Source organism: Aeromonas sp. FL131 (assembly GCF_049860615.1).
GTDB lineage: Bacteria > Pseudomonadota > Gammaproteobacteria > Enterobacterales > Aeromonadaceae > Aeromonas > Aeromonas hydrophila.
In genome coordinates, this window is the sequence record NZ_CP187595.1 from 4,282,501 (window position 1) to 4,295,527 (window position 13,027).

Sequence of the window (13,027 nt, forward strand, 5' to 3'; positions counted from 1 at the left end):
GTAATGGCCGTGAAACAAGAGGGAAACGAAGCAGATCAGCACCAGCACGCACTGGATGCTCAGAAACACCTTCAGCTCGGAGTCGCGCAGATAGTTGCTCAGCCGCACCGGCTTGTGAGCGAACACCATGAAGTGCAGGGCGAAGTTGACGCTCGCCAGCAGCAGAAACAGCACAGTAATCAGGTTGATGGCCGGGCTGTTGAAAAAGCCGATGCTGGCGTCGTGGGTCGAGAAGCCGCCCACCGACAGGGTGGAGAAGGAGTGGCAGATGGCATCGAACAGGGTCATGCCCGCCATCCAGTACGCCAGGGCGCAGAGGGAGGTGAGCAGCAGATAGATGAACCAGAGCGCCTTGGCCGTCTCGGCGATGCGCGGGGTGACCTTGTTGTCCTTGACCGGCCCCGGAATTTCGGCGCGATAGAGCTGCATGCCCCCAATCCCGAGCAGCGGCAGTATGGCCACCGCCAGCACTATGATCCCCATGCCCCCCAGCCACTGCAGCAGCTGGCGATAGAACAGAAACGCCTTGGGCAGATTGTCGAGCCCGGTGAGCACGGTCGCCCCCGTGGTGGTCAGGCCGGAAAACGACTCGAAGAAGGCCTCCGACACCGTCATGCCGGGCACCTCTCCCAGCAGGAACGGCAAGGCCCCCACGCTGCCCAGCACCACCCAGAACAGCACGACGATGAGAAAGCCTTCCTTGGATCTGAGATCTTTCTTCTGATGGCGGTTGGGAAACCAGAGCGCGGCACCGAGCAGCAGGGCGATGAAGAAGGAGTTGACGAACTCGGCACCACCGCCATCACGATAGCCAAAGGCGACCAGCGCGGGCAGCAACATGGTCGAACTGAACAGCGCGACCAGCAGGCCAACGATACGAATGATGCTCAGAATCTGCATTCCGGCTCCCTCTTCAGACTAAAAGAGCGATGGATTCTAGCCATCTAAGGGACGAAGGGATACCCGACCCTGGGTTCGGTCGGTCAATTCCTGTGCGATTCTGCTCCAAACAGCGGCTTCCCACGCCACCTGCAGGGTGACGCTGGCGCCATAGTCGGCCGCCAGCAACTGACCCTGATGCGCCTGGATCAGCGCTTCCACCGCTCCCATGTCGGTATAGTCGCACTGGATGAGGGAGGCAGTCTGCTGGCGCTTGATACGGATTTCGAGCTGCTTGAGGGCGGTGCCCACGCCACCGCCATAGGCCTTGACCAGGCCGCCGGTGCCCAGCAGTACCCCACCGTAATAGCGCACCACCACGGCGGCGATCTCCCCGAGACCGGCCCCCATCAGTTGGGCCAGCATGGGCTTGCCGGCGGTGCCCGAGGGCTCGCCGTCATCGCTGAAACCGTACACCTGACTGTCCTGCGGAGCACCGGCAACAAAGGCCCAGCAGTGATGCCGGGCCCCGGGATGTTGCTGTTTTATCTCGCCGATCCAGGCTTTGGCAGCCTCTACGGTCGGCGTGTGGGCAATATAAGTGATGAAGCGGCTCTTCTTGATCTCCTCACTCACCTCCAGCGGTGCAGCCGGTATGGAATAGTCTGCCGCCATCAGAGCCCTGCTTGTCTGGTCAGGTTTTCCACCCCGTTGGCGTGCAGCACCACGTTGTCTTCGATGCGGATGCCGCCATAGGGGCGCAGCGCCTCGACCTTGTTCCAGTTGACCCGCTTGCCCTGTTCACCGAGGCGCAGCGGCTCCAGCAGGCTGTCAATGAAGTAGAGACCCGGCTCGATGGTGAACACCTGGCCCACCTCCATCACCCGGGTGCAGCGCAGATAGGGGAACTGTTCGGGGGCCGACAGGTGAGTACCGCGCTCATCCTGCATGAAGCCACCGGCATCGTGCACCTGCAGGCCGAGGAAGTGGCCGAGACCATGGGGGAAGAAGACATTGGTCACCCCGGTATGGATCATCTCGTCCACCGACATGTCCACCAGCTCGGTGGCTTGCAGCAGGCGCGCCAGTCGGTGGTGCATCTGCAGATGCAGCTCGCTGTAACGGCGGCCCGGCTTGATCTCCTCGATGATCTCCTGCTGCTGGGCATCCAGCGCCGCAATCAGATCGGCAAACTCACCGCGACGCCAGGCCCAGGTCCGGGTGATGTCGGAGGCATAGCCGTGCACATCCACACCGGCATCGATGAGGAAGGAGTACCGCTCCGCATCGGGCACCCGCTGGGCGGAGAGGTGGGTGTAGTGCAGGATGGCCGCATTGCGGTTGATGGCGACGATATTGCCGTAGGGTGCCTCATTGGCCCCCTGCCCGACCGCCTTCATGTAGGCCAGGTTGATCTCGAACTCGCTCGCCCCCGCCATGAAGGAGTCCTTGGCCGCAATGTGACCGCGCACCCCGATGCGGTTGGCATCGCGCAGGCATTCCAGCTCATAGGCCGTCTTGTAGGCGCGATGATAATGCAGATAGTTGAGCACCGCCTCCGGATTGGGCTGGCCCAGCCCCAGCAGCTCGGCCACCTCCAGGTGGCCGCCCAGATAGGCCCACTCCTGCTTGTTGGCCGGCAGGTGATCAGCAATCTGCTCCGGACGGGTCAGGAAACGGATATCGAAGAAGTCGACCCAGAAGGCATTGGGCAGCTCCGCCACCTTGTGCCAGAAATCCACCGGCCGGTAGAACAGCAGCACCGGCTTGTTCACGCCGTCCACCAGCAACCAGCAGTGGGGATTGTCCAGCACCGGCAACCAGGCCTTGAACTGGGGGTTCACCTTGAAGGGGTAATCCTGATCATCGAGGAAGATGCGGTGGGTCTGGCCGGAGTGGATGGCCAGACCGCTCAGTCCCTGCTGTTGCAGTATGTCGCGGGTGCGCTGCTGCAAGGTGTCGAGGTGCTGGGCAAAAAGTTGGCTGTAGCTGCTCATGGCGTCCTGCTCCGGGAGAAATGTGGTTTCAGCATAACATCAAGCGAATCAAGGCTCGAACCGTCAAGCAATCGCTTCGTGAGGTAACGCATACGTTACAAGGCTTTTGTTATGAAACAAAAACCAACCATTAACAAATAAAAAACAATTCAATACACTGCCGGTAGATACATGCAGTCAGGGACTACTCATGCACAACCTTTGCCTGTGGCAACCGGATCAGGAGCGGATTCAGCAATCCAACCTCCAGCACTTCATGGCCGAGGTCAACCGCTTCCACGGCCTGCAGCTGCACAGCTACGCCCAGCTCTACCAGTGGTCGGTGGAGAAGACAACCCGTTTCTGGCCGCTGGTGTGGCAGCACTGCGGCGTCAAGGGCGAGCTCGGCAACATAGTGGCGGAGAACCGCCAGGAGATGCAGCGTACCCGCTGGTTCCCGGACAGCCGACTCAACTTCGCCGAAAACCTGCTGCGCCGCCAGGATGACACGCCGGCTATCATCTCCCGCATCGAGGGTAGCCCCAGCCAGACCTTGAGCTGGCGCGAGCTGGCGGATCAGGTCGCCAGGCTGGCCCAGTGGCTGCATAGCCAGGGTATCGGCCGGGGCGATGTGGTGGCGGCCTACCTGCCCAATATCCCGCAAACCGTGGTGGCCATGCTGGCGACCACCAGTCTGGGCGCTATCTGGACCTCCACCAGCCCCGATTTCGGCGAAGCCAGCGTGGTGGAGCGCTTCGGCCAGACCCGGCCGCGGGTGCTGTTTGCGGTGGATGGCTATCGCTACAACGGCAAGGCCATCGACATTCAGGGCAAAGTGGCGGGGGTCGTCAGCCAGATCGACAGCATAGAGCAGACAGTCATCATCCCCCTGCTCGGCCATCCCCTGCAACTGGGCCACGACTGGCGCCAGATCATGGCCAGCCAGCCGGACGCCAGCCTGCAGTTCGAGCCCATGGCCTTCAATGACCCGCTCTACATCCTCTATTCGTCCGGCACCACCGGCAAGCCCAAGTGCATCGTGCACGGCATCGGCGGCACCCTGCTGCAACATCTGAAAGAACACCAGCTGCACTGCGACATCAAGCCGGGGGAGCGCATCTTCTACTTCACCACCTGCGGCTGGATGATGTGGAACTGGCTGGTGAGCGCGCTCGCCTCCGGCGCCACCCTGGTGCTCTACGACGGCTCCCCCTTCTACCCGGACGGCAACGTGTTGTGGGATCTCGCCCGCGACGAAGAGGTCGCCCTGTTCGGCACTTCGGCCAAATACCTGGATGCGCTACACAAGCAGGGCTATGCCCCCATCAAGACTCACCAGCTGCCGCAGTTGCGGCTGATCTGCAGCACCGGCTCCGTGCTGTCGCCGGAGGGGTTCGACTACGTCTATCAGCAGATCAAGCAGGATGTGCAGCTTAGCTCCATCTCGGGCGGCACCGACATCTGCTCATGCTTCGTCATCGGCAACCCCATCAGCCCCGTCTACCGCGGCGAGAGCCAGGGACGTGGCCTCGGCCTCGCGGTACAGGTGTTCAACGAAGCGGGTCAGCCGGTGCAGGGGGAAAAGGGCGAGCTGGTCTGTACCAAGCCCTTCCCGGCCCAACCCATCGGCTTTTGGGGGGACGACAGCGGCGACAAGTACCACGCCGCCTATTTCGAACGGTTCGACAACATCTGGTGCCATGGCGACTGGATCGAGCTGACCCCGACCGGCGGCATCCTGTTCTACGGTCGCTCCGACGCCACCCTCAATCCGGGCGGCGTGCGCATCGGCACCAGCGAGATTTACCGCTACGTCGAGCAGCTGGAGGAAGTAGAAGAGAGCATCGTCATCGGCCAGCAGTGGCAACAGGACGAGCGGGTGGTGCTGTTCGTCAAGCTCAAGCCAGGCCTCATGCTGGACGAAGCGCTGCGCGAGCGTATCCGCCAGCAGGTGCGCCTGCACTGCACCGCCCGTCACGTGCCGGCCCGCATCCTGCAGGTGGACGCCATTCCGCGCACCAAGTCCGGCAAGATAGTGGAGCTGGCGGTGCGGGAAGTGGTGCACAACCGGCCCGTCAACAACACCCACGCCCTCGCCGATCCTGAGGTGCTGAGCCAGTATCGCGACCGGCCCGAGCTGGCCAGCTGAGGCCACACAAGGTTAATAAAGGCGTCATCAGACGCCTTTATTTTGGTTGTTAATCTGAGGCGAGCTTTTACTCGATATCTGTTAAACGAATGTTTTAAATAGGTGTTGAAATTGTCTTCTTTTGGATCAATAGTGAGCCTCGCCCCCTGCTGGGGATAAAGGAGCACCACCCCCCACCATGTGGGAACAAGGAGACACTCTCATGATCTACCAAGGCGAAACCCTGACGGTCAGCTACCTCGAAGACGGCATTGCCGAGCTGAGGTTCGATGCTCCGGGTTCAGTCAACAAGCTGGATCGCGCTACCCTGCTCTCCCTGAGCGAAGCGATCGCCGCATTACAACAAGAACGTGAACTAAAAGGTCTGATCCTCACCTCCGGCAAAGACGCCTTCATCGTCGGCGCCGACATTACCGAATTCTTGGAACTGTTCGATCTGCCGCAGGCAGATCTGCTCGGCTGGCTGAAAAAGGCCAACGACATCTTCAGCGCCATCGAAGATCTGCCGGTGCCCACCCTCTGTGCCATCAAGGGCCACGCCCTGGGCGGCGGCTGCGAAACAATCCTCTCCACCGACTTCCGACTGGCTGACACCAGCGCCAAAATCGGCCTGCCCGAGACCAAGCTCGGCATCATGCCCGGCTTTGGCGGTACCGTCCGTCTGCCGCGGGTGATCGGCGCCGACAACGCGCTGGAGTGGATCACCACCGGCAAGGATTACCGTGCCGATGACGCCCTCAAGGTGGGTGCCATCGATGCCGTGGTCGCCCCCGACGCGCTGCAGGGCGCTGCGCTGCAAATGATCAAGGACGCGATCAAAGGCAAGCTGGACTGGCAGGGCCGCCGCGCCGCCAAGAAGGCCCCGCTGCGCCTCTCCAAACTGGAAGCCATGATGAGCTTCACCACCGCCGCCGGCATGGTTGCCGCCGTGGCGGGCAAACACTATCCGGCGCCGATGACGGCGGTAAAAACCGTCGAAGCCGCTGCCGGCATGAGCCGTGACGAGGCGCTGGCCGTCGAGGCGCAAGGCTTCATCAAGCTGGCCAAGACCGATGTCGCCAAGGCGCTGGTCGGTATCTTCCTCAACGATCAGCACATCAAGGCGCTGGCCAAGAAGGCGGCCAAGCAGGCGGCTAAGGCCACTGGCCACGCCGCCGTACTGGGTGCCGGCATCATGGGGGGCGGCATCGCCTACCAATCCGCCAGCAAGGGCATTCCGGCGGTGATGAAGGACATCAACGAGAAGGCGCTGGCGCTTGGCATGGGTGAAGCCACCAAGCTGCTCAACGGCCAGCTCGAAAAGGGCCGCATCGACGGCATCAAGATGGGCCAGGTGCTCTCCGCCATCACCCCGACCCTCAGCTATGACAACGTCAAGCATGTGGATGTGGTGGTCGAAGCCGTGGTCGAGAACCCGAAGGTGAAGGCCGCCGTACTGGGCGAAGTGGAAGGGATCATTGGCGAAGACGCCGTGCTCGCCAGCAACACCTCCACCATTCCCATCTCTCTGCTGGCCAAGGGTCTGAAGCGCCCGCAGAACTTCTGCGGCATGCACTTCTTCAACCCGGTGCACCGCATGCCACTGGTGGAGATCATCCGCGGCGAGCAGACCTCCGATGAAACCATCAACCGCGTGGTGGCCTACGCCGCCGCCATGGGCAAGTCCCCGGTGGTGGTCAACGACTGCCCGGGCTTCTTCGTCAACCGCGTGCTGTTCCCCTACTTCTTCGGCTTCAACAAGCTGGTCGCCGATGGCGCCGACTTCGCCGCCGTTGACAAGGTGATGGAGAAGGAGTTTGGCTGGCCGATGGGCCCTGCCTACCTGCTGGACGTGGTCGGCATCGACACCGGCCACCATGCAGGTGACGTGATGGCGCAGGGCTTCCCGGCGCGCATGAGCAAGGAAGGCCGCACCGCCATCGACGTGATGTACGAAGTGAATCGCTTCGGTCAGAAGAACGGCAAGGGCTTCTACGCCTACGAGCAGGACAAGAAGGGCAAGCCGAAAAAGGTGGCCGACGCCGCCAGCTACGAGCTGCTGGCCCCCATCGCCAAGCCGAAACAGGATTTCGACAAGGACGCCATCATCGCCCGCATGATGATCCCGATGATCAACGAGGTGGTGCTCTGTCTGGAAGAGGGCATAGTCGCCACGCCAGCCGAAGCCGACATCGCGCTGGTCTACGGTCTGGGCTTCCCTCCCTTCCGCGGCGGCGTGTTCCGCTATCTGGACACCATTGGTCTGGATCGCTACGTGGCCATGGCCGACCAGTATGCCGACTTGGGCCCGCTCTACCGCGTCAGCGACAAGCTGCGTGAGATGGCCGCCCAGGGCAAAACCTTCTACTGATTGCGGAAAGGAGATCCATTCATGAAAGACGTAGTCATTGTCGACTGTATCCGGACCCCGATGGGCCGGTCCAAGGGTGGCGCCTTCCGCAACGTGCGTGCAGAAGACTTGTCCGCGCACCTGATGAAATCCATCCTGCTGCGCAACCCCAACCTCGACCCGAACGAGATCGAGGACATCTACTGGGGCTGCGTGCAGCAGACCCTGGAGCAGGGCTTCAACATCGCCCGCAACGCCGCACTGCTGGCCGGCATTCCCAAGCAGGTGGGGGCGGTCACCGTCAACCGCCTGTGCGGCTCCTCCATGCAGGCGCTGCACGATGCCTCTCGCGCCATCCAGGTGGGTGATGGGGATATCTTCATCATCGGCGGCGTCGAGCACATGGGTCACGTGCCGATGAGCCACGGGGTGGACTTCCACCCCGGCATGGCCAAGTCGGTGGCGAAAGCCTCCGGCATGATGGGGCTGACCGCCGAGATGCTCGGCAAGCTGCACGGCATCAGCCGTCAGCAGCAGGACGAGTTTGCTGCCCGCTCCCACCGCCGCGCTCACGCCGCCACCGTGGAAGGGCGTTTCGCCAAGGAGATCGTCGGGCTGGAAGGCCATGACGCCAGCGGCGCCCGCTTCTTCTACGACTACGACGAAGTGATCCGCCCGGAGACCACGGTGGAAACCCTGAGCCAGCTGCGCCCGGTATTCGACCCGGTCAACGGCACCGTCACCGCCGGCACCTCCTCGGCCCTGTCCGATGGCGCCGCCGCCATGCTGGTGATGAGTGCGGACCGCGCCAAGGCGCTCGGCCTCACCCCGCGTGCCAAGGTGCGCGCCATGGCCGTCGCCGGCTGCGATGCCGCCATCATGGGTTACGGCCCGGTACCGGCCACCCAGAAGGCGCTCAAGCGGGCCGGCCTGACCATCGGTGACATCGACCTGTTCGAGCTGAATGAGGCGTTTGCCGCCCAGTCCCTGCCTTGCGTGAAGGATCTGGGTCTGCAAGACGTGGTGGACGAGAAGGTAAACCTGAACGGCGGCGCCATCGCCCTGGGTCACCCGCTCGGCTGCTCCGGTGCCCGCATCTCCACCACCCTGCTCAACCTGATGGAAGAGAAGGACGCCACCCTGGGGGTTGCCACCATGTGCATCGGCCTGGGTCAGGGCATCGCCACCGTGTTCGAACGAGTGTAAGTAGCGCCCTGGCCGGTTCGCCGGTCGGGGCTGGATTGACAGAGAGGAGCCCGCTCCTGCTTCCCGGCGAAGCGGGCTCCTGTCAGCGGTTTTAGGGTCGGTCTGCCCGGCCCGTTATCGAGTCTGTGGAGTGCGCCACACGGGGTGCACTTCTGCCGTCGGAATCTGCGTATTGGCCGGCCCGTTTGGGTCGGCCTTTTTTATTTGCACGGCAGGATATGGGAGGATATTGCCCATAACCTCACATTAGATGGGGGGCTTGCTTGCTTTTTGCGCCCCTGACAGGTTCAATCTGCACAAAAAAATGGGTGGATGCACATACATATGTCAACGAGCAAACAACTGCTGATCGTCGACGACGACCAAGAGATCCGCGAGCTGCTCAACGAATACCTGACCAGGGCCGGCTTCGAGGTATTGACCGCAGCGGAGGGCAACGAGATGCGCAAGCAGCTCGCCCAGCACAACCCGGACCTCATCATTCTCGATATCATGATGCCGGGCGACGACGGCTTTACCCTCTGCCAGCAGATCCGTCGCGACTCCCAGGTGCCCATCATCATGCTGACCGCCGCCTCCGACGAAGCGGACCGGGTGATCGGCCTCGAGCTCGGTGCCGATGACTACATCGCCAAGCCGTTCAGCCCGCGCGAGCTGCAGGCCCGCATCAAGGCGCTGCTGCGCCGCGCCGAATTCCGCCAGCCGGAAAAAGAGAAAGAACCGAGCCGCCGGCTGCGCTTCGCCGAGTGGACTCTGGATACCCTGAGCCACCAGCTGACCCACGAGGACGGCAGCCTGCTGGACCTCTCCGGCAGCGATGCCCTGCTGCTCGGCATGTTCCTGCAGCAGCCCGGCGTGGTGCTGGACCGGGATACCATCTCGGACGCCACCCGCGGTCGCGAGAGCCTGCCGATGGAGCGTGGCATCGACGTGCAGATCAGCCGCTTGCGCCAGAAGCTGGGTGACAACGGCAAGAGCCCGCGCATCATCAAGACCATTCGCGGCAGCGGCTACATGCTGATCGCCGAGGTGCACGAGATCCCATGAGAGCCAGCAAGGTAGCGACGGCATGCTGATCGACACAAGGCGAGAGATCCCATGAGTACCAGGTGGTTCTGGCGGGCGCTGGTGCCCCGTTCCCTGCTGTCGCGGATGCTGCTGCTGTTGCTGCTGGCGATCCTGCTCTCCCAGACCATCCTCACCGGCATCTGGATGCAGCAGATCCAGAAGCGGGAGCTGGAAGGCATGCTCAGCACCACCCGCAACCTGGCGCTGTCGGCCGCCTCCACCGTCAACTTCTTCAAATCCCTGCCGCTGCAGTACCGCCACATCGCCCTCGACCAGCTGCGCAACATGGGCGGCAGCCGCTTCTTCGTGTCGCTGAACGAGGAGGAGATCCACATCAGCGCCATCCCCGACAGCGAGCGCAAGACGCTGGTGCTCAAAGAGGTGCAGGGGGTGCTGACCCGCAAGCTCTCCGACGCCATGGCGATCAAAGTGGATTTCTCGCGGCCCGAAGAGCTGCACGTCTTCAACAACGACACCCTGCTGGCGGATCTGCCCTCCTCCTGGGCCCGCTACACCCTGTCGCTGGAGCCGATCAACCCGCCGGTGCTGGTGACCCAGATCGAGATAGAACCGGGCGAGTGGCTCTATCTGGCGGCCCTGCTGCCCGCCCCCTACATGACGCTCGACGACACCGTCATGCCGAGCAACCAGGTGCGCTTCATCGCCCTGATGACGGTGTTCCTCTGCTTCTTCACCTTCCTGCTGGTGCGCTGGCAGACCCGGCCGCTGCGCCGACTGGCCAAGGCGGCGGTCAACCTCGGCAAGGACATCGACCAACCCTCGCTGAAAGAGGAGGGGGCCTCCGAGATCGTGGCGGCCACCCGCGCCTTCAACATCATGCAGCACCGCATCCGCCGCTATATCGACGATAGAGAGCGGCTGTTCAGCTCGATTTCCCACGACCTCAAGACCCCCATCACCCGGCTGCGGCTGCGGGTCGAGCTGCTCGATGACGAGCAGCAGATCGCCAAGTTCAACAAGGACCTGGACGAGCTGGAGCTGATGGTGAAGGGAGCGCTGCAGACGGTGAAAGACACCGACATCCACGAGAACATCGAGCAGCTCGACATCGACGCCATGCTGGAGCAGATGGCGGAGGCCATGAACCTGCACGACGAGCGGCTGACCATCGAAGGCCACTGCAAGCAGCCCTACCGTGGCAAGCCGCTGGCCCTCAAGCGCTGCATCGGCAACCTGGTGGACAACGGCATCAAGTACGGCCAACGGGTGCGCATCATCATCATGGACGATGAGGAGATGCTGATCCTGTTCATCATGGACGAGGGCCCCGGCCTGCCGGAGGATCAGTTCGAACGCATCTTCGAGCCCTACTACCGGCTCAGTACGGATCTGGCCGGCACCGGTCTGGGTCTGGGCATTGCCCGCAACATAGCCCACGCCCACGGCGGCGATCTGGTGCTGGAAAATCGTCCGCAGGGCGGCCTGCAGGCCACCCTCTCCCTACCAAGGCAGTAACCTTATGAAGTGGTTGTCTTTTTCTGTCATCGCCCTGCTCTCCCTGCCTGTAAGCGCCTCCCAGGTGGAGGTGCTGCACTGGTGGACCTCCGGCGGCGAGGCCAGGGCGGTGGAAGTGCTCAAGTCCGAGTGGACCGAGCAGGGCAATCAGTGGAACGACTTCGCGGTGCAGGGCGGCGGCGGCAAGAGCGCCATGACGGTGCTGAAAAGTCGGGCACTGGCGGCCAATCCGCCGGAGGCGGCCCACCTCAAGGGGTTCGAGTTGCGGGAGTGGGCCGGGCTCGGCTTCCTGCGCGACCTCACCCCCATGGCCGAACACCTCGGCTGGTATCCCCAGCTGCCGCCCATGGTGCGGGAGACCCTCAGCCAGAACGGTGCCCTGATGGCGGTGCCGACCGGCATCCACCGGGTCAACTGGCTGTGGCTCAACCGCAAGATCTTCGAGCGCAACAAGCTGACTCCGCCCACCAGCTGGGCCCAGTTCGTCACCGTGGCCGATCGGCTCAAGCAGCAAGGGATCACCCCGCTCGCCATCGGCAACGAGCCCTGGCAGCTGGCAGTGCTGTTCGAAACGGTGGCACTCGGTGAAGGGGGCAAGGCGTTCTACCGCAAAGCCTTCGTGGAACAGGACAGCGCCACCCTGACCGGCCCCGACATGGTGCGGGTGCTGACCCGCTTTCAGCAACTGCGCGGCTATGTGCCGGAGAAATACGCCGGCCTGAAGTGGCACCAGGCCACCAACCTGCTGGAGAGCGGCGGCGCCGCCATGCAGATCATGGGAGACTGGGTGAAGGGCGAACTGAGCGCCGGCAACTACCGGCCCGGTGAGGATATCGAGTGCCTGCCAAGCCCCGGCAGTGCCAACCTGTTCAGCTACAACCTCGACTCCATCGCCATGTTCAAGCAGCGGGATCCCGCCCAGTTGCAGGCCCAGGGCGAGCTGGCCCAGCTGCTGATGACGCCGCGCTTCCAGCAGGAGTTCAACCGGGTGAAAGGTTCGATACCGGCGCTGACCAAGCCGGACATGAGCAAGTTCGACCGCTGTGCCATCCGCTCCTATCAAGATTTTCTGCTGGCGGAGCGGGAGGGCAACCTGCTGCCCAGCATGGCGGAGGGGATGGCGATGCCGACCAACATGCGCCAGGCGATCATGGATGTGCTGAGCAACTTCTTCAACGACCCCAGAGCCAACCCGCAGCAGACTGCGCTGCATCTGGAGCGGGCCATGCGCTCGACCCGCTGACGCTTTTTGCCGCGGCCAGAAACGACAAAGGCGGATGAGATATCCGCCTTTGTCGTTATGAAAGTATTGGGGTCAGGATTGATCGTTTTCGTCCTCATCCTCGTCGTAGTAATCGCTGAGCTCGATCCAGAGCCCCAGTCCGATCATCACCATGGAACCGAACCAGGTGCCGGTATTACCGATCGGGCTGCCCATCACTATCATGGCGAAAGACAAGAACCCCATGCCTGCGTAGGCTTGTAATCTGCCGTAGGAGACCTGCATATTCACACCTCCTTGTTGAATATGGTTCAATTTTTATATTACTCATACGGCGGTGAGTGGGTAGGCCCAGATAACACTTTGGTTACATATGCTGCCAGTTGCCTGAGTGGTTTGATTATTTTTTCGCCGTGAGTATCATTGGCAGCTGATTTGGTTGAAGGTTGATTATTGATGAGTGCTTTATTCTGCGACGCGACTCACGAGTTGGACGCAATCGGGCTTCGTTGCCCCGAGCCAGTGATGATGGTTCGTAAAAAAGTGCGGTTGATGGCTGACGGGGAGACCCTGCTGGTCAGTGCCGACGACCCCTCAACCACCCGCGACATCCCCAGTTTCTGCCGCTTCATGGATCACACTCTGGTCGCCAGCGAGACAGAGCAGGCCCCTTACCGCTATCTGATCCGCAAAGGTCAGTAAGCCCCAACACCGGAGCAATC

At 62.3% G+C, this 13,027-nt stretch carries 11 protein-coding genes (1 of these 11 cut by a window edge); 7 read left to right on the plus strand and 4 right to left on the minus strand.

Annotated elements, in window-relative coordinates; genetic code table 11:
- The 3 genes in view from ACPW75_RS19930 to pepQ are tightly spaced (at most 36 nt apart) and all read right to left on the minus strand, a layout consistent with a single transcriptional unit that may run on beyond the window.
- Positions 1-900, minus strand: the 5' portion of a protein-coding gene (locus tag ACPW75_RS19930) for a TrkH family potassium uptake protein (protein WP_077097532.1). 558 nt of this gene lie to the left of the window's left edge; 900 of the gene's 1,458 nt are visible here — the first part of the coding sequence; the start codon lies at positions 898-900; its stop codon lies beyond the left edge, outside the window.
- A 36-nt stretch (positions 901-936) separates the two neighbouring features.
- A complete protein-coding gene (locus ACPW75_RS19935) occupies positions 937-1,554 on the minus strand; it encodes a YigZ family protein (RefSeq protein WP_041218416.1) in 618 nt (205 codons plus the stop codon).
- A complete protein-coding gene (gene pepQ, locus ACPW75_RS19940) occupies positions 1,554-2,876 on the minus strand; it encodes a Xaa-Pro dipeptidase (RefSeq protein ID WP_041218417.1) in 1,323 nt (440 codons plus the stop codon). The genes ACPW75_RS19935 and pepQ overlap by 1 nt, the downstream gene beginning before the upstream one ends.
- Positions 2,877-3,066: 190 nt before the next feature.
- On the opposite strand from pepQ, the gene ACPW75_RS19945 reads away from it, so the two are divergent.
- From ACPW75_RS19945 to ACPW75_RS19970, 6 genes are all read left to right on the plus strand, one after another.
- Positions 3,067-5,004 carry an acetoacetate--CoA ligase gene (locus tag ACPW75_RS19945; RefSeq protein WP_077097534.1) on the plus strand — a complete coding sequence of 646 codons (1,938 nt, stop codon included), beginning with the start codon at positions 3,067-3,069 and terminating at the stop codon, positions 5,002-5,004.
- A gap of 202 nt (positions 5,005-5,206) precedes the next feature.
- Entirely contained in the window at positions 5,207-7,354 is a 2,148-nt protein-coding gene (fadB, locus tag ACPW75_RS19950; RefSeq protein WP_077097536.1) for a fatty acid oxidation complex subunit alpha FadB, read from the plus strand.
- Between the two features lie 21 nt (positions 7,355-7,375).
- Complete coding sequence (fadA, locus tag ACPW75_RS19955) at positions 7,376-8,539, plus strand: acetyl-CoA C-acyltransferase FadA (protein WP_043168043.1); 1,164 nt, start codon at positions 7,376-7,378, stop codon at positions 8,537-8,539.
- 324 nt (positions 8,540-8,863) lie between these two features.
- The gene (locus ACPW75_RS19960; protein WP_016348992.1) at positions 8,864-9,586 is read left to right on the plus strand and encodes a response regulator; all 723 of its coding nucleotides are present in this window, start codon (positions 8,864-8,866) and stop codon (positions 9,584-9,586) included.
- 51 nt (positions 9,587-9,637) lie between these two features.
- On the plus strand, positions 9,638-11,083 hold the full coding sequence (locus ACPW75_RS19965; protein ID WP_042064458.1) for an ATP-binding protein: 1,446 nt from the start codon (positions 9,638-9,640) through the stop codon (positions 11,081-11,083).
- A 4-nt stretch (positions 11,084-11,087) separates the two neighbouring features.
- A complete protein-coding gene (locus tag ACPW75_RS19970; RefSeq protein WP_077097538.1) occupies positions 11,088-12,326 on the plus strand; it encodes an ABC transporter substrate-binding protein in 1,239 nt (412 codons plus the stop codon).
- A 72-nt stretch (positions 12,327-12,398) separates the two neighbouring features.
- Here ACPW75_RS19970 and ACPW75_RS19975 read toward each other — a convergent pair whose 3' ends face one another.
- On the minus strand, positions 12,399-12,590 hold the full coding sequence (locus ACPW75_RS19975; protein ID WP_005307420.1) for a hypothetical protein: 192 nt from the start codon (positions 12,588-12,590) through the stop codon (positions 12,399-12,401).
- Positions 12,591-12,761: 171 nt separating this feature from the next.
- Here ACPW75_RS19975 and tusA point away from each other — a divergent pair, with 171 nt between their 5' ends.
- Positions 12,762-13,007, plus strand: coding sequence for a sulfurtransferase TusA (gene tusA / locus ACPW75_RS19980; protein WP_005307416.1), 246 nt, complete (start codon positions 12,762-12,764; stop codon positions 13,005-13,007).
- The last annotated feature ends 20 nt before the right edge of the window (positions 13,008-13,027 follow it).

Excerpts from the sequence above, each read along its gene's own strand:
- ACPW75_RS19970 (WP_077097538.1), top strand. The coding sequence starts at position 11,088 with ATGAAGTGGTTGTCTTTTTCTGTCATCGCCCTGCTCTCCCTGCCTGTA.
- ACPW75_RS19965 (WP_042064458.1), top strand. The coding sequence starts at position 9,638 with ATGAGTACCAGGTGGTTCTGGCGGGCGCTGGTGCCCCGTTCCCTGCTG.
- tusA (WP_005307416.1), top strand. The coding sequence starts at position 12,762 with ATGAGTGCTTTATTCTGCGACGCGACTCACGAGTTGGACGCAATCGGG.
- ACPW75_RS19945 (WP_077097534.1), top strand. The coding sequence starts at position 3,067 with ATGCACAACCTTTGCCTGTGGCAACCGGATCAGGAGCGGATTCAGCAA.
- pepQ (WP_041218417.1), bottom strand. The coding sequence starts at position 2,876 with ATGAGCAGCTACAGCCAACTTTTTGCCCAGCACCTCGACACCTTGCAG.
- fadB (WP_077097536.1), top strand. The coding sequence starts at position 5,207 with ATGATCTACCAAGGCGAAACCCTGACGGTCAGCTACCTCGAAGACGGC.
- ACPW75_RS19975 (WP_005307420.1), bottom strand. The coding sequence starts at position 12,590 with ATGCAGGTCTCCTACGGCAGATTACAAGCCTACGCAGGCATGGGGTTC.
- ACPW75_RS19960 (WP_016348992.1), top strand. The coding sequence starts at position 8,864 with ATGTCAACGAGCAAACAACTGCTGATCGTCGACGACGACCAAGAGATC.
- fadA (WP_043168043.1), top strand. The coding sequence starts at position 7,376 with ATGAAAGACGTAGTCATTGTCGACTGTATCCGGACCCCGATGGGCCGG.
- ACPW75_RS19935 (WP_041218416.1), bottom strand. The coding sequence starts at position 1,554 with ATGGCGGCAGACTATTCCATACCGGCTGCACCGCTGGAGGTGAGTGAG.